Raw genomic sequence first — 24,958 nt, forward strand, 5'->3', positions numbered from 1 at the left:
ACCAAAAGGCACTGTCAGTATTCGGCCGGAACGCTCTTGACCTTCTCATCAGCTGAATTCGCTCATTCGCTGGCTGATCATGTGTCGTGACGTCGCCCGTGGAAGCAAGCCGATGGGACGTCAGCCTCAGCTGGGAAGCCTTGATGCTCGTTCACACTCAGAAGCTGTTGCGCTCGTGATAGGTACGCAGGAACGACTGAATACGCGCGTCCTCGGGACGATGCAGGATGCGATCGGGGCTGTCCACGCCGACCAGTTCGCCTTTTTCCATGAAGCCCACCTGATCGGCAACATGGGCAGCGAAACCCATTTCATGCGTCACAACCACCATCGTCATCCCCTCGCCGGCCAACGTCCTCATGACGCTCAGCACCTCGCCCACAAGCTCCGGGTCAAGCGCGGATGTCGGCTCATCGAAAAGCATCAGCTTGGGTTCCATGGCGATTGCGCGGGCAATTGCAACGCGCTGTTGCTGACCGCCGGAAAGCCGCGATGGATGGCTTGCGATCTTGTCTGCCAGCCCAACCTTGGCCAGCGCCTCGCTGGCACGCCGATCCGCATCGGCTTTCGACATTCGGCGCACGCGGATCAACCCCTCAGCCACATTCTCTTTAGCGGTCATGTGCGGCCAGAGGTTGAACTGCTGGAACACCATGCCGATCGATCGGCGCATCTCGCGGAGCCTGCGGCCCGACATCTTCTTGTTAGGCGCATCATAGCCGATAAGCTGACCGTCAATGCGGACTTCACCGGAATCATACTCCTCAAGGAAATTTATGCAGCGAAGGAGGGTCGACTTTCCCGAACCCGAAGGGCCAATGAGACAGGTGACCTTGCCCGGCAGTATCGATAGATCGATGTCTTTCAACGCCTGAAACTTGCCGTAGTACTTGTTGACCTTGCGCATTTCGACTGATGACGCAGCAAGCATCTTACGTCCTTTCGATCAGATGTTTCGTGATGCGCGCTTCCAATCTGAGTCCGACGCGCGAGATCGTCTCGACCAGGCCCCAGAAGAACAACGCCAGTACCAGGTTTGCCTCCACGTAGCGGAAGGTTTCGGCGGACATGCGCTGCACCTGATACAGCAGTTCGGGAACCGTTATAATCGACAGAATGACCGTTTCCTTGGTGAGGATAATCGAGAAGTTTACCAGCGCTGGCAGAGCAGAGACCAGGCCCAGAGGCAGTAGGATTCGTCGCACGATATCCGATTCGGACATGCCGATCGCACGGGCCGCCTCGATCTGTCCATCGGGTACGGCGCGGAAGCCCGAACGAAATATCTCCGCGAAGTAGGGACTGCCATAGATCGTCAGACCCAGCAGGCCTGCAGGCAGCGCGTCAAGGCGCAGGCCGACGAGTGGGCCGCCATAGTAGAGCACGAACAACTGGACGAGGAAGGGCGTGCCGCGGATCACTTCGATATAGGCCTGGACGATCCATGTCACCCAGCGTGGCGCATAGCGTTGAATGAGCGCAATGACGAGGCCAAGCGCCATGCCGAAGACCGTGCCAAGCGCCCAGCATAGGATGGTATTGCCAAAGCCCTTCAGCAGCGAGGGGCCGTATTGCTGCAGAGCGCTCCATTCCATCAGACGGCCGTCCTGTGTTCGAGATAACGCCCCAGCGCCGCCAGGCACAGATTGATCAGCAGATAGATGCAGGCCGCCGCTATATAGACTTCAAGCGGACGGAAGGTGGTGGCGGCCTGCGCTTGGCTGGCGCGAGTGATTTCGAGAATCCCGACGACCGAAACCAACGAAGACGCCTTCACAAGCAAGATGAGTTCATTGATCAACGCCGGCAGCGAAAGCGTCACGGCTTGTGGAAGGATAACCCGGGTCCATACGTCGACGGGCGTCATGCCGATGGCGACCGCGGCCTCCGCTTGTCCTTTCGGTAACGCCGCGATCGCGCCACGCCAGATTTCGGAGATATAAGCGCTGGCGCAGATGCCCACGGTCACCACGGCGGCGACCATTGCTGGCACGTCCAGGCCGATAACCGGCAAGGCATAGTAGAACACCAGCAATTGCACCAGCAGTGGCACGCCGCGCAAGAAACTGACCCAAATGGCCGCAAAACGGCGCAGTGGCGGGTACGGCGACAGGCGAGCGGCACAAATCAGCGTGCCAATCACAACACCCAACCCGATGCCCAGAACCGAGATCAGCAGTGTATATCGCGCTGCCCAGAACAACGGCCCGAAGCTTTGAAAGAATACCGCTAGGGAAAACATCCACCCTCACTATGCCCAAGCGCGCGGGCGGAGCCACCTCCGCCCGCGAGCGACTTATTTGGCCGGAACTTCGCGGGGCAATTCGGTATAGCTGCCCAGCCACTTTTCCTGGATAGCCTTGACGCGGCCGTCGTCGGTCATCTTGATCATCGCATCGTTGATGGCCTTGTTGAAGCTTTCGCTATCTGCATTCTTGCGCACCACCCATGCGAAATATTTCGGTTCACCGAACTGGGCTGGCGTGAAGAGAGCAAAGCTCTCCGGGCGGCTCTTCACAAGATAGGTGAGGTTTGGAAGTGACCCTGCGACCGCATCTAGGCGGCCGGCGGCGAGATCGGCATAAGCTTCGTCCGTGGTGCCGTATTCCTTGATCGTCACACCGCCCAGCTTCTGGCCATAGGCCTCAAGCTGCTTGAACTGCGCGGTGCCCTGTTGGACGCCGACGGTCTTGCCCTTGATGTCTTCAGGTTTGGTAAGTTCGCTGTTGTTCGCGGCCTTGAGCAGCGAGACGGTTGCATCAGCAATAGGCAAGGTAAAGCCGTAACGCTCCAGCCGCTCCGGCGTAATGGTCACCGGGGCGATCACGATGTCGAACTTCTTGACCTCAAGTCCCGGCAGCTCGGCAGTCCAGGGGATATCCTGATACACTGGCTCGGCCCCGATTTCCTTGGCAACCTCATCGAACAAGTCCTTGGTCATGCCCTCATAGGTGCCGTTGTTCAACATGTCGAATGGCGCGTAGTGCATGTCGGTGGCAGTGACGATCTTGCCGGCCGCCTTGATATCCGCAAGCTGGTCGGCCCCGGCGGCGCTGGCAAGACAAAGTGCGGCTAAGCCGAGAAGCGCGCCTTTGACGGTCATGTGAATGTTCATTGCAGTCGCTCCTTTTTGAACCAACGGGATGGATACGGCCAACACGCACTGCGTCGCCGTATTCTAGATCGGAGAGTACCGGACCGATGTACGTGTTTTGCGCGCAATCAGCTGCTGCCACCTTCGAGCTGGCGTCAGCGTGACGCATCACGTCCATCGCCCGGTCCCTCCACAGCGACAGGGGCGCCGCCCCTGCATATTCTGCTTCGCCGCGCAAGACTGCCATGCCTGAACGCTACGAGAAGTCCTTGTTTCCGCGATTCGGCAAAGCGACCGAACCTGCAAGTCTACTCATACGTTTCAGCCCAGCGAGAAGGCAAGAAAATTGATGCCGTACAACGGCCAAAACTCCAAATCCGCAGAGGTTACTCTCAGGCTGATCGGTTTGCTCGGGATTGAGGCACCAATAGTGCTGTAGTCGAAGATCAGACGTTTACCAATTCGTTCGCGAATTCATAGGAAATCCGAGCCGCTATGTTCGCTCTTGTACCTTAGTGAGTGCGGTTCCCGATGAGCCATTATGCAACTTCTGAAGCACAGAACGAGAACATCGATCGATGAGCCTGCCGTCCGCTCTGCGCCAAAAGCCGCCATTTACTTGTCGGCCGATCGTCAATCACAGGCCATCTGCTCCAGTTTTCCTCAAGGCCGGACGCGCTTACACCGCAACAATTCTCTGTGTCAGGACCTCGCAGCCAGGCATGAGCTTCGTCAAACCGTCGACCAGCGTGTTGCTTGCTTCCGCCAGCGCATCTTCTGGCATAGTCTCCAAGCTTTCCAACACAAACCACATTCGGCCTGTCGCAGCTTCCAATCGCGTGCGGATCCCCTGCCGCCAATTCCATCGTCTGCACGTAACGCCAGCATCGTCCCGCCAGATGACTTCCCCAGGCGTTGGAGTTTCGATTAGTGCTTCGCCGTTCATAACCGTTTCGAAAACTTCGTCTCCTTGGGCGATGGTCAGGAACGCACGTCCAACATACGCATTGTAATTCTCACCCCCTACAGGAAGGGCGTACCTAAGGCTGACGGCGTTATAGAGATCGACAACAGGGTTGATCGTGGGAATTTGGCCGTCTTTCAAGACGCGTTTTCTAAGCGCTTGTGCGGAGCACGGAGTCCGGTTTGGCTTCGAACCAAACTGCAGATACGCATCGGCCCAACTGGCCAAATGCGCGTCCGCCCACGATGGCCCGCCCGCCGAAACGAAATCACATGCATTTGCTAGGAAATTTTGGTCGATGCATCCTTCCTTGGCGAGGGTGGCATCAACATGAATACTCATCGCTCTGAAGCCAGGGGCAATGCCCCTTATCCGTTCATCGATGATCGGAGATTCAAACATTCCAGTTAGCTCCACAATTTTGCACGAATAGCCCCAGCGCTCGGTTTAGATTGGGATCAATTCCGCAACTGTGTGGTCGGTATCCCTACTGCTCGTGGCAAGCCCCTGTCTCACCCCTCTGCGATCAGCTTCAGGTCGGTTTTGGCTCATCTTACGTTTTCCCTGGAGGGAGGCGATTGGCATACGGAGACCAACGATGCCCCGCAATTGGGCCTTGATATAAGCTTCCGGCGCGTCCGTAACCGCCCAAGGCATTTTGCGCGTTCCCTCATGCAGATCGGTAAGGCGCTTTACGACATCGAGGAGCCGTTCAGCATCATCGAAGAACTCGATCGGTCCACTGGCGTGAACGGCGGTGTAATTCCAGGTGGGCACCACCTTACCATGTTCAGCCTTGGAAGCGTACCAGGAAGGCGTCACATAGGCGTCTGGACCCATGAAAACAGCAAGGGCATCGCCGACGACATCAGCTCGCCACTGAGGATTTGGTCGCGCGAGATGCGCATAAAAAACACCCTTCTCTCCCTCTTTTTCATCGAGCAACATCGGTAAGGGCGTTGCCATCGGACCGGTTGGTGTCGCGGTAATGAAGTTGGCGAGGCGACATTGCCGGATCATCTCATAAAGTTCGTCCGTATCGTCTACTGCGAAGGCTGGTGGGGTGTACATTTTGCGCTCCTTGACTTGGACGCATTATTCCCGCCAACTGGCACCAAATAAATAGCCAGTTTTGGAGTATTTCATTGGTCCAGTTTGGAGAGGGTTCACGGAGAATCGGCGCAACTCGTCGCATATATCTTTCCTTGCGCGAGCAAATTGAGTCCGGCGTCTACAAAGCAGGAGAGAAGCTTCCGTCGAGCCGCTCGCTGGCCGAAGAGCTTGGGGTGTCCAGGACGACGGTAACCGCTGCTTTCGATCAGTTGATCTCAGAGGGTTATGTTCAAGTTCGTCAAGGTTCGAAAGCCACGGTCGCGTCTTCCGGACAACCGACCCGCGTCGGCCATTCTCTGCAAATGCCAAGCGCGACCCATAAACTCTCCGACTATGCACTTCGCGCCATGGCGTTGCCCTCGAACACCAGCGTCGGACTGAAACCGCTGAAATACGACTTCCGATATGGCGATATCGCATCGGCAGACTTTCCAAAACTCCTCTGGCGGAGAGCCCTGAACGCAGCCCTTCTGACCCATCGTGAACGACTGGGCTATGAGCATCCCGCGGGCAATCCAGACCTTCGTCAGGCCTTGCAAGGTTATCTTTGGCGGGCCCGGGGGATAGGATGCGAGGCCAGACAGATCATCATTGTTAGCGGGTCTCAGCAGGCGCTGGACTTGTGCGCGAGGGTGCTCGTCAACCCCGGAGACCAGGTCATCGTTGAGGAACCATGCTATGCGATGGCTCGAAACGTCATGCTTGCCGTGGGTGCAAAACCAATCACCCTCACTTGCGACAATGATGGTATGGACACCGCGCTGCTTCCCGATCCCGGCCAGATCGCCCTCGCGTGCGTGACCCCAAGCCATCAGTTTCCGTTGGGAGGGGTTCTATCGGCCGGACGTCGCCAGACCTTGATTGAGTGGGCGAACGCAGGAAATACCTACATCATTGAGGACGATTACGATGGCGAATATCGATATGACGTTCGTCCAATTCCACCCCTATACCTGTCAGGTCAGGACCGGGTCATTTACGTCGGCACTGTATCCAAAACCCTGTCTCCGACTCTCCGGTTGGGATACATAGTCCTCCCTGGTCCACTGGTCGAACCTTTCACTCTGTGCAAGCAAATTGCTGACCGGCACAGTTCCAGCTTCGAGCAACAAGCCCTCGCGTCCATGATCGAGACAGGCGCATTTGAGCGGCATGTGCGGAAAATGAGGAGACGTAATGCCGAGAGACGAACCGCTTTCCTGAACGCAATGAAGGCCGCATTCGGCAGCGAGATCGAAATCGTCGGAACATCAGCGGGCCTTCACGTGGTGGTGTGGTTCGACCGGCTGCGTGCTGATGACGAAGAACGTTTCGCCGAGTTCGCAAGGAAGAATGATGTCGGAATTTATCCGGTTTCGCGTCTGTTTGCGGCTCCCACAGACCTGCGGGCTGGTTTTATTTTTGGATACGCTTCGATGCCCGTCGCACTTATCGACAAGGGTGTGGCCAAGCTATTTGAGACTTTCCAGCCGCAGGCATTCCGTTCGTGAGGAACTGCGAAAGTTTCTGAGGTCCCGTTGAGAAATGGCCCCATGTGAGCGCTGGCCAGAAGCCTTGTGCGCTCCATACTCCCCGCTTAATAACGTTTGACGATAACAGTGAAGAAGGATAGCAACCTTGTTATTGTCTAGCGATAATAATAGGACTGGGAATGGATTTCAAAGGCCGGAGTGGAAACTATGTGCGCCAGCCCACTGGATATAGCGCTTTCATCCCTAAAGATTTGCCTCCCGATCCGGACCTACAAGTAGACTCTGAGATGCAAAGCCTCTTGTCTCGAGCAGATCGCGCGTTGGGAAGACTCGATGGGTCTATCCAAACCCTTCCAAATACGGACCTTTTCGTGATGATGTACATCCGGAAAGAAGCGGTGTTGTCCAGCCAAATCGAAGGCACTAAGGCCTCTCTCAACGACCTACTCAAGGCCGAGGCAGAAATATATGATCATGAAATCCCAAAAGACGTTGATGAGGTTGTTAACTACATCAACGCAATGAACCATGGAATGCGTCGACTAAGCGAACTTCCGCTTTCAGTGAGGCTTATCCGTGAAATTCACGAAAAGCTGCTTCACGGTGTTCGCGGCCACAAACTGCAGCCTGGTGAACTTCGCCGCAGCCAAAATTGGATAGGACCTGGCGGCAGTAGTCTACACAGCGCCAGCTTTGTTCCTCCGCCGCATGAAGTCGCGGCTCAGGCCCTGAGTAATCTAGAGAAATTTCTCCATGAAGATGACCATATCCCTCCACTCATCAAAATCGGTTTGGCACACGCACAGTTCGAAACGATTCATCCGTTTTTAGATGGCAATGGCCGCGTGGGACGCCTACTTATCGCCTTCTTCCTGTACGAGCAGAAGCTGCTTCTCAGTCCTGTCCTCTATCTATCTCACTACTTCAAGGCCCATAGGCAAGAATATTACGATCGGCTCCAAGCCACGCGTGTGAACGGTGACTGGGAAAGCTGGATTAAGTTCTTCCTTACGGGCGTTGGAGATGTCGCCGAACAGGCAACTGAAACTGCCCGCGAGATAGTAAGTTTACGAGAGCAGCACCGCTCGATCATTTCAGATAGATTTGGTAACTCAGCGGGAAAGGCCAACAGGATCCTCGAGTATCTCTATCGCCGACCTATGGTGAGCATCAACGCTGTGCGCGATGAACTTGGTATTAGTTATCCCAACGCGAGTGCGCTCGTAGATAAGTTCGTGAGTAACGGCCTGCTAATTGAGATCACGGGTCAAGCAAGGAATAGGAAGTTTTTCTACGCCCCTTACATCAACCTGTTCTCAAATTTGTAGTTGATGCGCGAAACGATGAATTTGCGGGCCTCAAAGGAAAAACGCTTCTTAGAAGCTTGCCCCATTAGCAAGCCACTTACCAGTTCGTTCCCGTCTGGCCAGTATGCGATTTTCGGAGCGCGGCCTTCCTCCGTGTCTCTCAGCGTAGCGTTTAAAGTCCGTACGCCTTGAAACGTATCGAACTGCTGACACCGTATTAATTGTCGAACACTCTTAAGAGTCGGGCGTCTATTCAAAGTCGAAGGCTACTGACAAATGCCGATAAGAGGTATTTTTTGTTAAATCCGATTGGTGCTAAAATATATACAATCGCTGATCAGCTGCAAGAACGTCTCGCTTGTTGTGTTTGTCTGCTTCGCGCGCCACAAGCGGTCATCTACAAACCACGCAGGTGGTGATTGTCCATCATCGTAGTGACTTTAATCCGGACATTCGGCACTTCACCCAAGCGGGGCGTTGGTGCGCGGATATGAAATCGAACGCATTTCGGCCTTTGATGTTGTCGGTTATGCCTGCCTGACTTGATGCCGGACAGACTCCGGGCGTCCACACGCCAGCATGCGGTTGAGAACGATGCAACCGATGGCAACTTCGGTCTGCTGAGCGGCGAACGAACGAGCCCGCAAGCGCGATCCGATCAGTCCCTTGTATCGTCCGATGGTGGTTTCGATCAGAGCACGCTTGCCATAACCAGTGGCCGCCTGCCATTTCAGCCGACCATTTCTTGCGATCGCCGCGATGTGCTTGTCCCGTTGACCGGGTGGTCCAGTGTCACCGCTTTCCACTGCCGTCGAACGGGGTGGAATAACGACGATCGCGGTGCTGCTATGCCGCAGAATCGTCTGATAGGCCGGCTTTCCATCATAGGCTCCATCGGCTGTGAACCGGTCAATCTCGCCGTCGATCTGGCTAAGCAACGGCTCCATCTGTGAAGGATCATCCGTGTTCTGGTCTGTCAGTCTATGAGCAATGATTTCGCCACGATTGGCATCCACTGCCAGATGGAGTTTGCGCCAGTTGCGGCGTGATCTGGCGCCATGTTTCTCCTCCAGCCACTGTCCGGCGCCGTAGACTTTCAATCCCGTGCTGTCGACCAGCACATGCAGCGGGCCGTCCGGCAGAGGCCGGTTTCGTCTGGCTGGCAACTCCCACGTCTGTGCCCGGCGGCTCAATGTCGTATGATCGGGAACTGGCAGGTCAAGTCCCATGAGATCAAGCACCGAGCTCATAAACCCCTCGATCTGGCGCAGCCGCATTCCGAAGACGCAGCCCAGTGTCAGCGCCGTTTCGATCGCGAGATCGGAATACCGGGCTTGGCCTCCCCGGGTCTTGCGTCGGGGAGCGCGCCACCCGGCCAGTGCTTCCGGCGTTACCCATAGTGTCAGGCTACCACGCCGGCGCAGACCAGTTCGTCACCCTGAATTTCATCTTTCCGATGTGATGACGACGATCTGCGTTGTGTTTGTACGGCATGGCACCCGGATCAAGCTGATTTCGATCCTGCCTGCCTATCGCCAAACCGTTGACAAAGGATCGATGCACCAATGCCCTTTTGACAACGACGTGCCGCCCTTGAAAAGCAGCCTCGGTCCTCCGGCCGACAACCCGTTGAACAGTGCATCAAGCGTCCAGCAGACCCAGAAGTCTTTTTCCACATTCTGCGGAGTCGAGCCCAGTCGCTGTGCCGTTGTGGTAAAGAGCCCTGCCCGCGTTTCTTCGTCGGCCCGAAGCACTTCATCATAGGTTGGGTTCATTGCTTATCCTCAGTGTCAACTGACGCAGCTCCAACCAGGAGCGGTTTCAGAAAAGTTTGCATCCACGCCGGCAGGGTCAAGAAACCCTCCTCTAAGTCTCTGCGAAGAACTTCGCCTTGCGCGGGATCGTTCAACAATCTGCTCAGTTGCCGCTGCAACGCTCTGTGCTGCTCCTCTTGACTTGACATGTCTCGGATCCAATGCAGTGCCTGGACGAGGCGTATAGCTGGGCGACCGGCCCAGTAGAGTTTACTCGCCGCGGTAGGGCGGAAAACGATATCGAGGTTGCCCAGCTTGATCGGTTTCAGCCGCGCGTCGGTGTGAACGACGATTTTGGCTGGGACAGCATCTGTGAGTCCGAGGTCATTTGCTGCGGTCATACCATCGACCAGCGTTCGGATCTGGTCGCGGCGCGCTACTGCATCGATAACACTTCGGGGGTCCGGAGGGTTCTTTTGGTGCGTCAACTTGTTTATCGTTGGCCGATCATAGAGACCGCGGTCAATGCGACGTAGCTCGCCGGCGCCGACCAAACGCTGAAGCGCCTTGTCCACTGCGTCGCGGCCTCCCACGTCGAGAAAATCAGCAGGGGTCCATACCGCTCGCGGCGATGCTTCTGAGAGACGGGCCTGTATCGTCGCCTTTAGGTCGGTGCGCGGATCCATGTCCGAAATTTGTACACGCATTTCGGACAATCTTCAATCTTTGCATGTCCGAAAAATAACTACATATTTCGGACAGAACACGATATGGCTTAGAAAAGGCGGTAAACATAATAGCAATGAATAAAACCCGCCGATTACAGGCCAGCCTGGTAAGGCAGTATCGTCGGATTCGCGGCACAATGATTCGCGAAACTTTAGATGGCGACCGCATGGAGATTGAAGCTTAAACGATAGAGGCAATTTGGCTCGCTTTGCAAAAGCCCGCAGCGACCGCGTCCCGTCGTGCAAATGCGATGGACCACGTCGGGGTGGGCACCCTACGACCTTGTCGAAAGTTCACAGCGCAAGATTGTCTTTCGACGGCGAACTTAGGTGTGAACTCGACGCCGGTTTGACGGATTGGTAACGGGGCCTGCTATTCTTTCTGGCTTCTTTGATACAGTACGAGGACGCAAGGGGAGAAGTGATGCGCCTGAAAAACCAGGCTAAGATGTTTTTTCGGCCGCGTCACGCCGACATAGAACACGCCTTGCTTCTCGTAGCCCGGCCGGAGTGCGCTTATCCCGGTCGTTCGGAAAATCGGTGTTGTTGACCCCGTACATTATGACGGCGTCGAACTCCCTGCCCTTCGCGCTATGCAGTGTGCTGAGGTTAACGCGCCCGGCTCCCTCGATACGGCCTGCGAAGTGCGCGAGCGAAAGATCGAGGTCACGCGCCGGCTCCGTATTGGTGATCATTTCGTCGCAGACTTGCCAATCTTGTTCGGAATTTCGAGCAACGTCGCGCCATTGCGTGATGAGCTCACGCGAGAAACGCTGCAGCCATGCATGCGTCGTTTCCGTACTCCCGATTGATGCATTAAGGAACGCCATAAGCTGCGCGGACAAATTCTGCTCTTCGCCTTCGCTATGCCGTCCAAACACAAGCGTGACCGCCTGCGACAAAAGCCGCGTAAAGGATGGATCGGCATCACGCCACCCGCCGGTGGCCCAACGCGCGCACTCCTCAATGAAGCGCGCGAGACGCGAGTTTCTCCTAACCAGAGCGTTGGTGTCGGTTCGCACGAAGGGAATGCTGGCATCTTTCAATACGGTGGCCACCTTGTCGCCAAGCCACGCCGCTCGGTAAAGGACCGCGATCTGCCCAAGCTCGAATCCTTGCTCGATAAGCTTTGGAATGATCGTGTCGGCGATGAGTTGCGCCTGCGAGTCGAGGCCATAGGGCGCCTCCCAGAAGCTCAGATCGCCTTCTGGCGCATCCTCCACGCCATGGTAGTCGCGTTCTTCACCGAGCGCGCCCAGAGACGCGCGAATAATTCTGCCGCCGGAGCGATAATTGAACCGCAGTCTGATAGTCCGCACATCCGCGCGGCGCGTCAGGCTTTCGAGAAGCTCGGGATTGGCGCCGGCAAAGGCATACTGATCAGCATCGCCTACTGCGAAAAGCCGGATTCCCGCCTCGAAACACAAGAGCAGGACGAGCTCATGCAACGCATGGCCGAGGTCCTGATACTCGTCGACGAACAAAACCGGAAACCGCGCACGAAGAACCTCACGGATCCAGAGGTTCTCCTTGATCATGCGATAGGCGAGAAGCGGCATATCGTCGAAATCAAGCAAGCCCTGTCGGCGCAGTTCCGCCTCATAGGCCTCGATGAAAGCAGCCAGTTCGGGATTGCGCCCACGCCATTTCGGCCGTGAGCGATCGACGTCGCGCTTGCGTTTCTCGGTCGCAAACTCCCAACGCTGGTGCGGATTGTCGGTGCCGTTGATGGCGTTCCTGTACGCCACCTCCACCGCAGCTCGCGCTTCCAATCGCGTCGCGACCCTAAAGTTCTCAGGAAGGCCGACCGGCACACAGCGGGCATAGGGGCTGATCACCTGGCTCAGCGCAAAGCTGTGCACGGTACCGATGAAGGCGCGGTCTCCGGGATTAACGCCGAGGCGACCGAGACGGGTTTCGAGTTCAATCGCACACTCGTTGTTATAAGTGATGCAGGCGACGCCTCGCAGGGGAAGCCAAGGGCGTCAGCTTGCATCGGCGGGCCCTGATGGTTTTTTAAACATGCCGCTTTGCGAGGCGGCCAGCGACATCCCGGCCGCGTCAGTTCTCTAACCCCTCGAGCAGTGTGGTGAGAGCAGAATCTAAGGCGTTTGGGCCGACTTTCTCCGGCAGGAATAACCCGTCGATGGTAAGCAGAGTGATGCCGTGCATCTGCGCCCAGCACGCGGCTGCCTGACCGCGCACGTCGCGTTTTCGCAGGACGCCCTCGGCTTGGCCCCGCTCCAGCAGGTCGGTCAACACACCGAACGCCGCCAGCGCTCTTTCGCTCAAATGCACGTCCCCCGCCTTGCCGGCGTCCTCGCTGAACATGAGCCGGTAGAGGCCCGGATTGGATGTTCCAAATCGGACATAGGCCCGCGCCACGGCGAAGAATTCGTTTCGTCGGGAGTTTGGCCATCGAGGTTTCGCGTTCATCAGCGCCTCGCGCAGGCCGTCGAACCCGATAAGGGCCATCTCGGCCAGCAGTGCGGCTTTGTCGGGAAAGTGCTTGTAGGGGGCGGAATTGCTGACGCCGGCGCGGCGAGCCACCTCCCGAAGCGTGAACTGCCAGCCCTTGTCCTCATGCAGCATACCCATGGCGGTTTCGATCACCGCACGCCTCAAATCGCCGTGGTGATAAGGCCGATCAATCGTGTCCTTCATGTTGCCTCGAAGTTACCAGTGAAAACATTATGTTGACATCGCTTACTTCTCAGCCTATGTCAATGGCCGAAAGTTAACACTGTCAACATTGGAGAGCATACCATGAACCCCGTCTTCACAAACCAAGGTGGCGGTGCGCGCAATCCCACCGGTTATCCGGCATCGCAGGCAATAGGCACGTCACCACGATTTAAGCTGAGACTGAAAATAGCCCACATTATCGGAGGCCTGGCGGCATTCTGTCTGGCCGCGTCTCCCCTGCAAGCAGGCGAACTGTCAGCCATGGCAGGCGAGAGCATCAATCTCGGCCGTTTTCATGGAGTGGTTTACTACACCAGCGAACATGACGGCTATCGGGTTGTCGCAACGATTACGGACGACGAGGCCGGCTCTCCTGTGCGCTTCTCGAGCACTCTCGCTGAAGGTCAATCGGCCGCCATATCCGTACCGGGCAAGGAAGGCAAACTCGGTTCCATCCTCGAGATTTCCCGTTCTGGCGCCAAGATTACCCTCACCGAGGTCGGAAGCACCCACAATCATGTAGGCAGTCCTGAATTGTAGGCCATCGACGAGGATGGCGCCTCCAGTCCCTGTCCAAACCGCATAAGCCGACACGTGATCACCCGTGCGTCGGCGACCCACCAACATCGGAGCAAAGCCATGAATGCCATCACAAAGATCAAAACCGGCAGCCGGCTCGATCAAATCCTTGCCCGGCAGCGCGAGGCCTTCCTTAGGGACGGCACCCCCTCGCTGACCGAACGCCGGGCCAACCTGAAGAAGCTTCGGAACGCGGTTCTCGCGCGCCGCGGCGAGATCGAAGGCGTGCTGAATGCTGATTTCGGCCATCGCTCGCGGCACGAGACCGGGATCATGGAGATCATGCGGAATTGGGATCTTTCGGCTGGCCCTCGGCGGAATGCAGGCGGCGATTTTGCGGGCAGCAAGGGCGTCTCGAAACCAGTCAGCATCATATCCCTTGTCAGCAATCAATACTTTGGCGTTGGGTAGGGCTTTGAGCATGAGAGCAGCGCCCCTGTAATCGCTCATCTGCCCTTCACTCAACAACATAAGCAACGGCCGTCCGTGACCATCGCAAACCGCGTGCAGTTTCGAATTCAGACCACCTTTGGTCCGCCCGATACATCGGGCAACATCCCCTTTTTTAGCAGGCTTGCTGCCGTGCGATGTGCTTTTAAGTGGGTAGTATCAATCATCAATTGTTTCGGCTTGCCGCATCTTGCCGTGAGTTCGGCCAAGATTCGACCGAAGACACCAAGCCTACTCCAGCGGATGAAGCGATTATAAATCGTCTTGTGAGGACCGTATTCCTTTGGCGCGTCGCACCAACGCAATCCGTTGCGAATGACGAAGATAATACCACTTATGATCTTGCGGTCATCGACTCGTGGAATACCGCGGGATAAGGGAAAGTACGGCTTTATCTGGCGCATTTGCGCTTGGGATAACAGCATTAAATCACTCATTGCAGTGCCTCCTTGCACTGCAATTGAATCAATCCCTCGATATGGCTGCAAGTGATAAATGACGCTGGCCCTATTGGCCACCAGACGTCACTTCACAGCGACGACAACCTTCCCCTTCGCACGGTCTGTCTCGACATGAGCCAGCGCCTCATTGGTCTTCTCGAACGGGAAGACCCGATCGACGACTGGTCGAATGGCACCTGCCTCGATCAGCGCGGTGATCTTTGCGAGCTGCCCGCCGTTGGCCGTCATGAAGAGGAAGGAATAGCTGACCGGGCTTAAACTGCCGGACATTGGCCCCGACCCGGACCACAACGCCCGCTACGTCGTTGCCGAGAACCAGCGGAAGGCGGTATGGCAGGATGAGCCTGAACTCACCATCTCTGATCTTGGCATCCAGAACATTCACACTGGCGGCGTGAATCTCCATCATCACGTCATTCGCCCGCAGCTCAGGCTCCGGACTTTCAGTGAAACGCAGGGCACCACCAGCGATGAACGTTCAGTCAGGGAGCCGACTGAATTTCCGCAGGTTTTTATCGACGAAGGACTCCGGCAGGAACCGTCGCATAAACCGAACCTGCCCCGCGGATTTGCCTGCAGTGTAGCGTCTTTTGGGTGATGCCGCATTGGCGGCCCTTACGACCGTTGCGGCGACCACATCAGGTGCGTCACCCTTCTCGATGATCTCTCGCATCAACTTCTCCGCGTCGGCACGGCTGGTATCATAGAAGGCGAGCGGCTGGTCCGGCCGGGTGAGGTTCTCTTCGAAGGACGTGCGTGTCACGCCGGGCTCGACAAGTACGATGCGAATGCCCTGTGTCCGAACTTCGTGATCGAGAGATTCCGAATAGCCCTCGATTGCGTGTTTGGTCGATGCATAGAGGGCGTTATAAGGAGCGGGAATGAGCCCGAGTATGGAACTCAGGTTGACAATCCGGCCCCTGCGCTGGCGTCGCATTACGGGCAGGACTGCATTTGTCATTCGCAGGACACCGAACACGTTCACGTCGAACACAGCCTTCGCCTGCGCCGCAGAGGACTCTTCAGCGCCGCCGAGCAGCCCGATCCCGGCATTGTTGACGAGAAGATCGATCCGCCCGGCGCGGCTTAGAACCTCATCGACGGCCGTCTGCACCGATGCATCATCGGTAACATCGCAAATCAGCATCGTGATCCCGTCCGGGGTATTGGACATCGGCTTTCGGCTGGTACCGAATACACGATAGCCATCACGCCGCAGCGCTTGTGCAGTCACCAGCCCAATCCCTGAGGAAGTGCCCGTAACGAGGGCGACCCGGTGTTCTATCTTGCTCATTGCCTTCAGCTTTCATTTTGTCATGGAACATCGATGAATAATAAGTTACTATGAATTTAGTAGTAAGTCACTATCAAAAAGATACCGACATGAAAAATCTTTCCGACCAGCCATGCCTAATCGCTCGGAGCCTTGCCCTTGTGGGGGATGCTTGGAGTATGCTGATCATGCGGGATGCCCACGCGGGCCTCACTCGCTTTGACGAGTTCCGCAAAAGTCTTGGTATCGCCCCGACGATGTTGACGGCACGACTTTCAGTTCTGACTGACGAGGGGATGTTGGAGAAACATCGTTATTCCGACCGCCCGCCACGTGACGAATATGTGCTGACGGAAGCCGGGCGGGACTTTCTGCCGGTGCTGTTTGCGATTGGCGCGTGGGGGCGGAAATATCGTAACGGGGGCAAGGTGACCCGGTTCTTCGACGCCGAAACCGGAACTGAAATTGATCCCCTCACCATCGACCGCGGGACCGGCGCACCGGTAGGAACACGTCCCATTCGCATTGTCGATCCCGAATGAGCCACCACGGAAGATGGAGCAGCGCCTGACAACTCCTGTTGGAAGCCCGCTTCTTTGTAACGTTCCCGATGGTGGTCCGTTTTTCGAGCGATACCTCATGGCAGTTGCTGCTAAATGCTGATGTCAGATTAATGGGTCCTGAGCCTAGTGAACTCCAGATGGTATTTGCCGCGGTTATTTCGATGATATGGACCATCCGCCATCGACCAGCAAATTTAGTCCGGCGATGAGGGAGGCTGCCGGGGACGCTAGAAATACGACAGCACCCACGACATCATTCGTTTCGCCGATCCGGCCCATGGGAATATGTGCAAGTGTTCTGTCATAAAAGTCTTTATCAGGCAGTGCGGGCCTCGTTCCATCGGTCCATACGAATGTCGGCGCGCCCATTCAGCTGAAAGACAACGCATCAGATGCTTTATCGCGGCCTTGCTCATACAATAGATTGCCTCGCCGCGAAGCGTCACCGTGCCAGCTTGGGAGCTTATGCTTATGATGCGGCCTGCCTTTTGTGCGATCATCTGCCGGGCAACCGTTTGGGTCATTAGGAAGGTGCCTTTAATGTTCACCTGGAGAATTTCGTCCACATCTGCCTCAGCAACACGCTCTGCAAGATCACCGGGTGCTACGCCGACATTGTTCACCAGAACATCAATCCGTCCGAAGCTCTCAATCGCCTTGGAGATGGACGTCTCTATCTGATGTCGTTGTGAAATATCCAGCTGGACGGGAAGGACTTTCCTTCCCATACCGTCTATTTCCTCAATCAGTTCCTTGGACGCAGCAACGTTACCCAATCCGAGAACAATATCGGAATCTGCGGCAGCGCACGCTAGGGCGCAAGCTCTTCCTATCCCGCGAGATGCGCCTGTCACTAAGGTCACTTTTCCTGCAAGGCCAAAATCCGGCGCGTGTTTAAGCTGATTTGCATAATACTCCTCGAATGATTTCGGCGTGGTCCCAAGTTCAACAAGAATTTAGGTCGAGTTGCGTATTCGCTCTCATGTTGGGGTTGTCGGGGTGATGAAATTCACACGCCAAGCGGCAAGGCAGCTGGCACATCGAGTAAATTTCCAGCTCTACTGCTGCAATCCCATCCGAAGCTCCGTCCTTATCTCCCGGTCGACCAACTGGAGGCTTTCGAAGATGCGATATCTAGTTTCATGCGCTTTCTTGGGTGCGCCTTGGGCGGGCTCGAACACTCTCGAGATGCTTGACATGGTCACCATCGCATCGACCAAGTTCCTGCGATGACCGGAAGCCACGGCGGCCAGCATGGCCGAGCCGAGCAATACAGGCTCAGGGTTGTCAATTACCGCCACCCGGACACCTGTAGCGTCGGCCAGCAACTGCCTGACGAGGTCGCTTTGCGCCGCGCCGCCGCTTGCGATGATGAGGTCAATTGGAATTCCGTCTTCGCGCAGTTTGACCAGAAGCTGTTTAAGCCCATAGCCGATGCCGCAGAGCCCGGCGATGTACAATGCGACGAGGTCCGGTATCCCCGCGTCGAGGCTCAAACCTGCTATGACTGCACGTGCATCCGGATCGGCGTTTGGCGATCTGTTTCCCAAAAACTCCGGAACAACATGGATCCGATGCGCCAAAGCCATAACATCCTCTGGGCTACTGCACATTTTGGACGCCTCTGCGTCAAGCCAACCTACAAGCGGTATCCCGGCTGCTTCGGCAAGCTCGGTGGCCGATGCCGACGCTGGATGCATTGCCACGAGGTGGTCGATCGCGGCACCGGCGGCCGATTGTCCGCCTTCGTTGAGCCATAGATCGGGGATCATGGCGGAGAAGTACGGCCCCCATACGCCATCTACGAAAACGGGCTCTTGACTGGACGCCATGGAACACGCCGAGGTGCCGAAGATGTACGCAAGGCGGCGACCGATGTCCGAGGTCACCCCCTCTCCGGCCGCCCCCAAAGTCCCGAGGCCGCCGGCATGCGCATCGATCAGAGATGCGGCGACGGCGGTCCCCGGATGCAATCCCAGTTCCGGAGCGGCCGTTTCAGTCAAACCGGAAGCAATCGGTGTGCCCGGCCACGCGATCTCGGTCCCAATTCTGGCAAAACGCTCCGCAACCAGTTCCTCCAAACCGATCTTGTTGAAATAGTCCGTGTCCCAGCGACTTTCGTGAGCGAGATAGGTCCATTTGCACGTGACGGTACAGGTCGAGCGCGTCAAAGAGCCGGTTGCCCGCCATGTCAGATAATCGGCGAGGTCGAAAAAGTGCTTGGCGGCAGCAAAGGAGTCCGGCAGATTGCGCTTCAACCACAAAAGTTTCGGCGTCTCCATTTCGGGTGAGATACGACCACCTACGTACCTCAGGACTTCGTGTCCGCCGGCATTGATCTCTTCTGCTTCGCCAGCGGCGCGGTGGTCCATCCAGACAATGATGTTTCGCTTCGGATCGCCTGAGCTTCCGACCGCAACCGGGGAGCCATCGGCTGCGACGGCTACGAGCGAACATGTGGCGTCGAATCCCAGACCCCGGATGTCGGCCGTATCGACGCCGGAAGCCGCCACTGCCTCCCTCACGCTTGTGGACACTGCACTCCAGATATCTTCGCTCGATTGCTCGACGACGTCGCCTGCCTCTTGCCAGATGTTGATCGGGCGCTTCGCCACGGCTAGCAGAGTGCCGTTCTCGTTAAAGACCCCCGCGCGAGCGCTGCCCGTTCCGACGTCGACACCGATGAAGTGGGCGGCCATCTTCACAAGTCCGAACTGAAGGGCAGAATGACCAAATCGCGGATGGTGACGTTGCGCGGTCTGGACAACATGAACAGCACTGCCTCCGCCACTTCGCTTGCCTCCATCAACCCTCCCGCCGCGATCGCGTCATCAAGCTTTTCTTTAGGCCAGTCACTAATCAGAGCGGTAATTACCGGGCCTGGCGCTACCGCGCCCACCCGGATGCCGTGCTTTGCCACTTGGCGTCGAACCGTATGGACGAATGCTTGCACCGCATATTTTGATGCCGTGTAGATCGGCTCCCCTACCACCGGAACCAGGCCGGCGATGGAGCTGGTCATGATGATGTCGCCGCTTTTGCGCTCGACCATATGAGGCAGCACGGCTTGGACCGATCGGAATGCAGCGTTGATGTTGAGGTTGAGCATTCGGTCCCAGGCATCCGGGTCTCCATCCACGACTTCCCCCCCAACGTAAGAGCCGGCATTGGCGTGGAAGATATCGAGACGCCCCCACTTCTCCAGGATACGTGGCAGCATTGTCGAAACTTCGTCCGGCTTCGTCAGGTCGACGACCACGGGATAAGCTTGTGGCCCCAAGTCGGAACATAATTTGTTCAAGGCATCCTCTGCCCTGTCGACGAGTGCGACACTGGCCCCTTCGCGCAGTAAATATTTGGCACATTCGAGGCCGATTCCAGAGGCTGCGCCGGTAATGGCTGCGACCTTTCCTGACAGTTCCTGTTTCATGGCAAACCTTACTTGTTAGAACGTTGCATCAAGCGCGACCGTGGGAAACTCTCGACCGGCGCGCTAAAGAATCGACGATGACGGCGATTGCAAGAACACCGCCCGTGATCATGTACCGAAGAGAAGATGACAGATCGAGAAGCGTCAGGCCGTTGGCGATCGACTGGATCACGATGATGCCGAGCAGCGCTGAGTAGGCGTTGCCCCGTCCGCCGAACAAACTCGTTCCACCGATGACAGCCGCTGCTATCGCATTGAGATTGACATCGCCGGTACCGGCTTGCTGGCTTGCAGACGCCAGGCGGGACGCAGAAAGCACGCCGCCGAGTGCCGCCAACATCGAGCAGAGCACGAAGGCACTGGCGTAGATGCGCCGGACGTTGATGCCGGCACGACGAGCCGCCTCGCGGTTTCCGCCTACCGCTGTCATGGACCGGCCCCATTGGGTGCGCGTCAACGCATAGTTCATCAACATCACCAGTCCCACGAAAAGACCGAACATCCAAGGAATACCGCGATCCTGATTCAGGTAGAGAACGATGATCTCCAGCACCAATGTTGTGGCCGCGGCGCGAAGGACAATGCTTCCCAACGACGGTGCGGATAAATTGGCTTCGCGGCGGCGAGAAATCGTGCGAATGCCCGTCGCGAGCATCACTACGCCAGGGACCGCAGCGAGAACATGGGCCAAAAGGCGCGGCATCACCAACATCTGCCCGAAATTGACCATGACTGACCCGTACGGCAGGTTGATCGAGCCGGTGGAACCGAGGATATAAAGCTGCATCCCCAGAACCGCCAGCAAACCGGAAAGCGTCGCGACGAAGCTTGGCATGCCCAAGCGATTGTATAAGAGCGCATAAAGCGACCCGATGAGGCCCCCGACGGCAACGGCGGCGAGGATGGCCAGGGCAACCGGCCAACCTTGGTTGACCCATAGCGTGCCGACAATGGCCGAGGCAAAGCCGCTGATCGATCCGACAGACAGATCGATCTCACCTACCATAAGCACGCACACAATACCGAGTGCGATGACGCCGACTGTCGAGCAGTCGAACAGCAGGTTCACGAGATTGTTGCTCGACAAAAATATCGGATTGAGGCTGGCGAATACAGTCCATATCAATGCCAGTCCGACCACGACTGGAAGCGAACCGAGGTCGCCCGACCGCACGCGATCGATGAAAGCGCGGACGGCACCGCCAATACCCGCTTCGTGCTTCAGGCGCTCGTCGCTGCGATCCAACATAACGGCTGGGAGTGCATTGTCTTTGACGTTGCTCGTCATGGTTGTCCCCCTTCAGAAAGCTGCTGCTCGGCGTGACGTCGCTCTTCCCTTCGCGTGACGGAGTTGTCGACTGCGCCGGTGATTGCACCGACCAGTTCTTGGTTCGTCGCATCCGGATAGAACACACCATTGTTGCGACCGAGCCTCAGGACGACGATCCGGTCGGCTACGGCACGGACGTCTTCCATGTTGTGGCTGATCATGATGACGCCGAGTCCGCGATCCCGTACTCTTTCGATCAGGTTCAGTACTTCGGCAGTCTGCGCTACGCCCAGGGCAGCGGTTGGTTCGTCAAGGAGAATAAGTTTCGGTTCAAGCAGTAGCGACCTGGCGATTGCAACGGTTTGGCGCTGCCCCCCGGAGAGCGATGCGATTGGAATGCGGACGCTCGGGATTCGCGCGGAAAGTTCGTTCAGCAGCGTCCAGGACCTGACTTCCATCGCCGTTTCGTCAAGCTGCATCGGTTTGAGCTCGCGTCCCAGAAAAATGTTGGCGACGACGTCCAGGTTCTCGCATAGCGCCAGATCTTGGAACACCGTGGCGATGCCGAGGTTGAGCGCTGCGCTCGGGTCTGTCATCGTAACGGGTTGGCCGCGGAAAGTGATCGTTCCAGCTGTCGGTTGATGCACGCCCGCGAGCGTCTTCACCAAGGTTGATTTCCCGGCTCCGTTGTCGCCGACGAGGGCAACGACCTCGCCCGCATGGACATCGAGATCAATGTCGGTCAGAGCCGAAACAGCACCAAAACTCTTGGAGATGCCCCGTAGGCTAAGCACCATTTCGCCCGCAGGCGTTTTTCGGTCGACGGTTTCGGTCATTTGCGGCATGCCTTTCCAATAGGGCTGGATAAGGGAAGTTCCGGCTGCGCGCACCGCGGCCGGAACTTCCGCTTCATCAGTTCATCCACCAATGCCCAATTTTTTGCATCCCTCGGCATAGCGATCGACGCAAAGCTGCTCGGCTTTCATGATGTTCTTGTCGATGATCTCCGCTTTCAAGTTCTCGGCCGTGACGACAGCGGGAATGAATAGCTGGGACGGGGTGTCGTACAAAGTGACGTCAGCCTTTGGCGTCTCGCCTGCAAGCAATTTCACTGCAGCGTTGGCTGCTGCAGCCGCGACGATTTCGCTGGGCTTGGAAATCGTGTTGTACTGGTCCCCCGAGATGATCAGCTGGAGCGCTGCAATCGTCGCGTCGTTGCCGGTCACCGGCGGAACCGGATCCACACCGGCTGCCTTCAAAGCTGCGATCGCCCCACCGCCGGTTCCGTCGTTCGCCGCGACAATCCCCACGATTTTCTTTCCGAAGCGTGTGACTTGCCCGCTCGTCCATTGCTGCGCCTTTGGCGGAGCCCATTCAGGCGTGTCGTATTCAGCCAGGATTTCATAGCCGCTGTTGTCCAGACCGGCATGAATACCCTTTTTGATCAGTCCCGCCGCAGCGTCGGTCGGAGAGCCGTTGATCTGCAGCACCCCGCCGTCCGCAGCAGCCACCCCCTTTGCCTTCAGATGCTCGACCAGGGAATCGGCGATCGCTTTCCCGATGCCTTCATTGTTGAACGAAACGTAGAAGTCGGCCTTTGCGTCCGGAATGGGCCGGTCGTAAGCAATGACCTTGATGCCTTGCGCCTGGGCTTGCTTGACCAGAGATGCGGCCGCTGTGGAATCCACGGGATCGAGCACAATGACCTTCGCGCCTTGCGATACGACGGAGTTAAATTGCTGCTGCTGACGCGAAGCATCGGCGTCGGCGTTCTGATAAACAACCTTGCAATCAGCGCATAGCTTTTTCATCTCGGCGATGAATCCGGGGGCGTCGTGCTCCTCATATCTAGTCGAGGCTTGATCCGGCATTAGAAAGGCGACTGTAGCACCTGACTGGGCAAATGCCGATACACTCCCGAGAAGACCGGCGACAAGCGCTGCGGCTCCGGTCATTTTAATTGCGATTCTCGTCATAGAATTTCTCCCTTGTCGTTTGATGATGGTTTTTTGCGTTCCCGCTTTCATTCTAAAGCATGTTGAATCTGGCCATGGGCGATGACTTGCCGTTTGCCATCCAGAAAATTGGCAAAGCGATCCCTACGGCGCGCAGCTGCGCTCCGCACTTCTCGCCGATTTTTCGTCCTCCCTTTCCTCCTCTTATGCGGCCTCCACCGCTCTGACGTTCTGTGCCAATAATGTTTTAAAGCGCGAAGGGGCCATGCCCTTTTGCGCCAAAAAATGGCGATTGAAGTTGGAAATATTGTTGAAGCCAGCCGCGAAACAAATGTCGGTGATGGTCATCGCGGGCTCGCTCATCAGCAGATGGCACGCGAAATTAATCCGCAGGCGGTTGACGTACTGGACCAGCGCCATACCCGTGTGGCGGCGGAAACTGCGAGAAAAAGCACTGGCGCTTTGTCCGGTCAGGCCAGCGAGATCCCCTTCGCTGAAGGGTTCAGTTAAGTGGCAGTTGATGTAGGAAAGAGCCTGGTTGACGCCAGCCGACATGAATCCAGACGGATCGGGCATGTATCGCGAACTTGCCAGCGAACGCGTTTCCGTCGCGGAACTCATCGCATTCAACACCCCGATAAAGAGTTCGATGCGCCGCAAGCCTTTGGCTGCTACAAGTTCCTTCAGCATTGGTCCGATTGCGCTCGCCGTCGCTGCAGAAAACAGCGCTCCGCGCCGACTGAGCTCCAACATGGGCAGGCACGCCGCTAGCTCGGGAAAGACGTTGGTGGCGTCCGTTATGAACGCTTCGTTGAATTGCACCACTCTGCCCCGCAAAGGTATGCAGGTGCCGACAGGAATGTTGCTCACCCAGTTATGCGGCAAATTGGGGCCGGTGAGAACCAGATTGCCCGGTTCGAACTCACCGATGAAGTCGCCTACGAAATATCGCCCGCTTGTCGCGACGACATGATGTATTTCGTATTCTGGATGAAAGTGCCAGCGTACGGTGTGGAAGGGATAGCCGTGCTCCCAGGCCTTGAACGACTCGCCGCGGCCGATCTGGACTACTTCCAAATCTGGATTCACTTGAATCTCCTCCCTGCGTCTTTCAATCTTGCGGTCCTAACCGGACGCCTCCTCCCAGAAGCATTTTTCACAAACGCGGTTGAAACCTAACCGTCATATAGCCCGAAGGCTACTACGGTAGCGCCACGTCACTGATACTTTTTTGACATTTTACTTCTAACGAAGCGCTGTTTCGCACATGCGAAGTTGATGCGGAGCTGTGCAGGATTATTGAAGACGACCTCCTACTTTGCCACCCAGCCGTGATCGGTGAGCTGGCGCTTGGCAGCCTTAGGGATCGCGGCAGCGTGATCGCTTTTCTGGCGGCGCAGCGCGCGGCGGTCATCGCCACGCACGACGAAGTCATGACTATGATCGATCGCCACAGTCTTTTCAGCATCGGCATTGGCTACACCGATGCTCACTTGCTGGCATCCGTCCTTCTCGATCAGCGAGCGACCTTATGGACCAAAGACAAGCGCCTAAGAGCAGCGGCCGAAAAGGCAGGCGCTTCACCGCACCTACCCGTAAATCGTCCCAACTAAAATTGCCAACATATCAAGTCGGAACACCCTATCCCTTTGGATCATGTGAACCGACGAGTCACCGCTTTGGGCCAGATGAGGACGTTTGTCGACGGTTCCAGGTGAGACATTATGCGATTTTCGAAGCACAGATCGAGAACGATCCGGTTCAGCACTCAAACGGCATTGCGGGAAAACGCGCCCGCTGAACTGGGCGCCTAGAAATATCCATTGAAAACAATCGCCGGCACTTGCAGTTGTCCCGGTT

General features: G+C 56.7%; 22 protein-coding genes and 5 pseudogenes. 5 read left to right on the plus strand and 22 right to left on the minus strand.

Annotation, left to right across the window (positions count from 1 at the left end; all coding sequences use genetic code 11):
- Window positions 1-157 precede the first annotated feature (157 nt).
- The 6 genes from BLM14_RS21135 to BLM14_RS21160 form a co-directional block, all read right to left on the minus strand.
- Window positions 158-931 (minus strand): amino acid ABC transporter ATP-binding protein, encoded by a 774-nt coding sequence (locus BLM14_RS21135; protein WP_100001854.1) that lies wholly within the window; start codon window positions 929-931, stop codon window positions 158-160.
- Window position 932: 1 nt separating this feature from the next.
- Window positions 933-1,595 (minus strand): amino acid ABC transporter permease, encoded by a 663-nt coding sequence (locus BLM14_RS21140; RefSeq protein ID WP_100001855.1) that lies wholly within the window; start codon window positions 1,593-1,595, stop codon window positions 933-935.
- Window positions 1,595-2,242 (minus strand): amino acid ABC transporter permease, encoded by a 648-nt coding sequence (locus tag BLM14_RS21145; protein WP_100001856.1) that lies wholly within the window; start codon window positions 2,240-2,242, stop codon window positions 1,595-1,597. Before BLM14_RS21145 ends, BLM14_RS21140 begins: the two co-directional genes overlap by 1 nt.
- 54 nt (window positions 2,243-2,296) lie before the next feature.
- Complete coding sequence (locus tag BLM14_RS21150) at window positions 2,297-3,115, minus strand: transporter substrate-binding domain-containing protein (protein ID WP_100001857.1); 819 nt, start codon at window positions 3,113-3,115, stop codon at window positions 2,297-2,299.
- Window positions 3,116-3,773: 658 nt separating this feature from the next.
- Entirely contained in the window at window positions 3,774-4,460 is a 687-nt protein-coding gene (locus BLM14_RS21155) for a B3/B4 domain-containing protein (RefSeq protein WP_100001858.1), read from the minus strand.
- A 45-nt stretch (window positions 4,461-4,505) separates the two neighbouring features.
- Window positions 4,506-5,129 (minus strand): FMN-binding negative transcriptional regulator, encoded by a 624-nt coding sequence (locus BLM14_RS21160; RefSeq protein ID WP_100001859.1) that lies wholly within the window; start codon window positions 5,127-5,129, stop codon window positions 4,506-4,508.
- 74 nt (window positions 5,130-5,203) lie between these two features.
- Here BLM14_RS21160 and pdxR point away from each other — a divergent pair, with 74 nt between their 5' ends.
- Both pdxR and BLM14_RS21170 read left to right on the plus strand, forming a co-directional pair.
- The gene (gene pdxR / locus BLM14_RS21165) at window positions 5,204-6,661 is read left to right on the plus strand and encodes a MocR-like pyridoxine biosynthesis transcription factor PdxR (protein WP_100001860.1); all 1,458 of its coding nucleotides are present in this window, start codon (window positions 5,204-5,206) and stop codon (window positions 6,659-6,661) included.
- Between the two features lie 161 nt (window positions 6,662-6,822).
- On the plus strand, window positions 6,823-7,971 hold the full coding sequence (locus BLM14_RS21170; protein WP_100001861.1) for a Fic family protein: 1,149 nt from the start codon (window positions 6,823-6,825) through the stop codon (window positions 7,969-7,971).
- Window positions 7,972-8,477: 506 nt separating this feature from the next.
- On the opposite strand, the pseudogene BLM14_RS21175 reads toward BLM14_RS21170, so the two are convergent.
- The 5 genes and pseudogenes from BLM14_RS21175 to BLM14_RS21195 form a co-directional block, all read right to left on the minus strand.
- Window positions 8,478-9,444: pseudogene (locus tag BLM14_RS21175) on the minus strand (IS5 family transposase).
- 50 nt (window positions 9,445-9,494) lie between these two features.
- A pseudogene (locus BLM14_RS21180) lies at window positions 9,495-9,725 on the minus strand (nucleotidyl transferase AbiEii/AbiGii toxin family protein); the annotation flags it as partial.
- Window positions 9,722-10,411, minus strand: coding sequence for a DUF6088 family protein (locus tag BLM14_RS21185; RefSeq protein WP_237143620.1), 690 nt, complete (start codon window positions 10,409-10,411; stop codon window positions 9,722-9,724). The gene BLM14_RS21185 and the pseudogene BLM14_RS21180, both read right to left, overlap by 4 nt.
- A gap of 464 nt (window positions 10,412-10,875) precedes the next feature.
- Window positions 10,876-12,402 carry an ATP-dependent helicase gene (locus BLM14_RS21190; RefSeq protein WP_335672087.1) on the minus strand — a complete coding sequence of 509 codons (1,527 nt, stop codon included), beginning with the start codon at window positions 12,400-12,402 and terminating at the stop codon, window positions 10,876-10,878.
- 91 nt (window positions 12,403-12,493) lie between these two features.
- On the minus strand, window positions 12,494-13,096 hold the full coding sequence (locus BLM14_RS21195) for a TetR/AcrR family transcriptional regulator (protein WP_100001862.1): 603 nt from the start codon (window positions 13,094-13,096) through the stop codon (window positions 12,494-12,496).
- A 102-nt stretch (window positions 13,097-13,198) separates the two neighbouring features.
- Between BLM14_RS21195 and BLM14_RS21200 the strand changes: the two genes are divergently transcribed.
- Window positions 13,199-13,657 (plus strand): hypothetical protein, encoded by a 459-nt coding sequence (locus BLM14_RS21200; RefSeq protein WP_237143636.1) that lies wholly within the window; start codon window positions 13,199-13,201, stop codon window positions 13,655-13,657.
- A gap of 318 nt (window positions 13,658-13,975) precedes the next feature.
- Here BLM14_RS21200 and BLM14_RS31995 read toward each other — a convergent pair.
- The 4 genes and pseudogenes from BLM14_RS31995 to BLM14_RS21225 form a co-directional block, all read right to left on the minus strand.
- Window positions 13,976-14,583, minus strand: a pseudogene (locus tag BLM14_RS31995) (IS5 family transposase); the annotation flags it as partial.
- Between the two features lie 87 nt (window positions 14,584-14,670).
- Window positions 14,671-14,877, minus strand: coding sequence for a zinc-binding dehydrogenase (locus tag BLM14_RS32900; protein ID WP_472459584.1), 207 nt, complete (start codon window positions 14,875-14,877; stop codon window positions 14,671-14,673).
- Window positions 14,858-15,079, minus strand: a pseudogene (locus BLM14_RS32905) (alcohol dehydrogenase catalytic domain-containing protein); the annotation flags it as partial. The gene BLM14_RS32900 and the pseudogene BLM14_RS32905, both read right to left, overlap by 20 nt.
- A gap of 6 nt (window positions 15,080-15,085) precedes the next feature.
- Window positions 15,086-15,901, minus strand: a complete 816-nt coding sequence (locus BLM14_RS21225) for an oxidoreductase (protein ID WP_100001865.1) — start codon at window positions 15,899-15,901, stop codon at window positions 15,086-15,088.
- 89 nt (window positions 15,902-15,990) lie between these two features.
- Here BLM14_RS21225 and BLM14_RS21230 point away from each other — a divergent pair, with 89 nt between their 5' ends.
- Window positions 15,991-16,422, plus strand: coding sequence for a winged helix-turn-helix transcriptional regulator (locus BLM14_RS21230; RefSeq protein WP_100001866.1), 432 nt, complete (start codon window positions 15,991-15,993; stop codon window positions 16,420-16,422).
- 174 nt (window positions 16,423-16,596) lie between these two features.
- Here BLM14_RS21230 and BLM14_RS21235 read toward each other — a convergent pair.
- The 7 genes and pseudogenes from BLM14_RS21235 to BLM14_RS21265 form a co-directional block, all read right to left on the minus strand.
- Window positions 16,597-17,399 (minus strand): annotated as a pseudogene (locus BLM14_RS21235) (SDR family NAD(P)-dependent oxidoreductase).
- Window positions 17,400-17,501: 102 nt separating this feature from the next.
- Window positions 17,502-19,142, minus strand: coding sequence for an FGGY-family carbohydrate kinase (locus BLM14_RS21240; RefSeq protein ID WP_100001867.1), 1,641 nt, complete (start codon window positions 19,140-19,142; stop codon window positions 17,502-17,504).
- A gap of 2 nt (window positions 19,143-19,144) precedes the next feature.
- Window positions 19,145-19,873, minus strand: coding sequence for an SDR family oxidoreductase (locus BLM14_RS21245; RefSeq protein WP_100001868.1), 729 nt, complete (start codon window positions 19,871-19,873; stop codon window positions 19,145-19,147).
- Between the two features lie 28 nt (window positions 19,874-19,901).
- Window positions 19,902-21,161, minus strand: coding sequence for a sugar ABC transporter permease (locus BLM14_RS21250; protein WP_100001869.1), 1,260 nt, complete (start codon window positions 21,159-21,161; stop codon window positions 19,902-19,904).
- Window positions 21,158-21,979, minus strand: coding sequence for an ATP-binding cassette domain-containing protein (locus BLM14_RS21255; protein WP_100002179.1), 822 nt, complete (start codon window positions 21,977-21,979; stop codon window positions 21,158-21,160). Before BLM14_RS21255 ends, BLM14_RS21250 begins: the two co-directional genes overlap by 4 nt.
- Before the next feature lie 81 nt (window positions 21,980-22,060).
- Window positions 22,061-23,119, minus strand: a complete 1,059-nt coding sequence (locus tag BLM14_RS21260) for an ABC transporter substrate-binding protein (protein ID WP_100001870.1) — start codon at window positions 23,117-23,119, stop codon at window positions 22,061-22,063.
- 183 nt (window positions 23,120-23,302) lie between these two features.
- Window positions 23,303-24,187 carry an AraC family transcriptional regulator gene (locus tag BLM14_RS21265; RefSeq protein ID WP_100001871.1) on the minus strand — a complete coding sequence of 295 codons (885 nt, stop codon included), beginning with the start codon at window positions 24,185-24,187 and terminating at the stop codon, window positions 23,303-23,305.
- A 167-nt stretch (window positions 24,188-24,354) separates the two neighbouring features.
- Between BLM14_RS21265 and BLM14_RS32000 the strand changes: the two genes are divergently transcribed.
- On the plus strand, window positions 24,355-24,711 hold the full coding sequence (locus tag BLM14_RS32000; RefSeq protein ID WP_100001872.1) for a type II toxin-antitoxin system VapC family toxin: 357 nt from the start codon (window positions 24,355-24,357) through the stop codon (window positions 24,709-24,711).
- The last annotated feature ends 247 nt before the right edge of the window (window positions 24,712-24,958 follow it).

This window comes from Phyllobacterium zundukense, from assembly GCF_002764115.1.
In the GTDB taxonomy this organism is placed as follows: domain Bacteria; phylum Pseudomonadota; class Alphaproteobacteria; order Rhizobiales; family Rhizobiaceae; genus Phyllobacterium; species Phyllobacterium zundukense.

Excerpts from the sequence above, each read along its gene's own strand:
- BLM14_RS21135 (WP_100001854.1), bottom strand. The coding sequence starts at position 931 with ATGCTTGCTGCGTCATCAGTCGAAATGCGCAAGGTCAACAAGTACTAC.
- BLM14_RS21140 (WP_100001855.1), bottom strand. The coding sequence starts at position 1,595 with ATGGAATGGAGCGCTCTGCAGCAATACGGCCCCTCGCTGCTGAAGGGC.
- BLM14_RS21145 (WP_100001856.1), bottom strand. The coding sequence starts at position 2,242 with ATGTTTTCCCTAGCGGTATTCTTTCAAAGCTTCGGGCCGTTGTTCTGG.
- BLM14_RS21150 (WP_100001857.1), bottom strand. The coding sequence starts at position 3,115 with ATGAACATTCACATGACCGTCAAAGGCGCGCTTCTCGGCTTAGCCGCA.
- BLM14_RS21155 (WP_100001858.1), bottom strand. The coding sequence starts at position 4,460 with ATGTTTGAATCTCCGATCATCGATGAACGGATAAGGGGCATTGCCCCT.
- BLM14_RS21160 (WP_100001859.1), bottom strand. The coding sequence starts at position 5,129 with ATGTACACCCCACCAGCCTTCGCAGTAGACGATACGGACGAACTTTAT.
- BLM14_RS21170 (WP_100001861.1), top strand. The coding sequence starts at position 6,823 with ATGGATTTCAAAGGCCGGAGTGGAAACTATGTGCGCCAGCCCACTGGA.
- BLM14_RS21185 (WP_237143620.1), bottom strand. The coding sequence starts at position 10,411 with ATGCGTGTACAAATTTCGGACATGGATCCGCGCACCGACCTAAAGGCG.
- BLM14_RS21195 (WP_100001862.1), bottom strand. The coding sequence starts at position 13,096 with ATGAAGGACACGATTGATCGGCCTTATCACCACGGCGATTTGAGGCGT.
- BLM14_RS21200 (WP_237143636.1), top strand. The coding sequence starts at position 13,199 with ATGAACCCCGTCTTCACAAACCAAGGTGGCGGTGCGCGCAATCCCACC.
- BLM14_RS32900 (WP_472459584.1), bottom strand. The coding sequence starts at position 14,877 with ATGTCCGGCAGTTTAAGCCCGGTCAGCTATTCCTTCCTCTTCATGACG.
- BLM14_RS21225 (WP_100001865.1), bottom strand. The coding sequence starts at position 15,901 with ATGAGCAAGATAGAACACCGGGTCGCCCTCGTTACGGGCACTTCCTCA.
- BLM14_RS21230 (WP_100001866.1), top strand. The coding sequence starts at position 15,991 with ATGAAAAATCTTTCCGACCAGCCATGCCTAATCGCTCGGAGCCTTGCC.
- BLM14_RS21240 (WP_100001867.1), bottom strand. The coding sequence starts at position 19,142 with ATGGCCGCCCACTTCATCGGTGTCGACGTCGGAACGGGCAGCGCTCGC.
- BLM14_RS21245 (WP_100001868.1), bottom strand. The coding sequence starts at position 19,873 with ATGAAACAGGAACTGTCAGGAAAGGTCGCAGCCATTACCGGCGCAGCC.
- BLM14_RS21250 (WP_100001869.1), bottom strand. The coding sequence starts at position 21,161 with ATGACGAGCAACGTCAAAGACAATGCACTCCCAGCCGTTATGTTGGAT.
- BLM14_RS21255 (WP_100002179.1), bottom strand. The coding sequence starts at position 21,979 with ATGACCGAAACCGTCGACCGAAAAACGCCTGCGGGCGAAATGGTGCTT.
- BLM14_RS21260 (WP_100001870.1), bottom strand. The coding sequence starts at position 23,119 with ATGACGAGAATCGCAATTAAAATGACCGGAGCCGCAGCGCTTGTCGCC.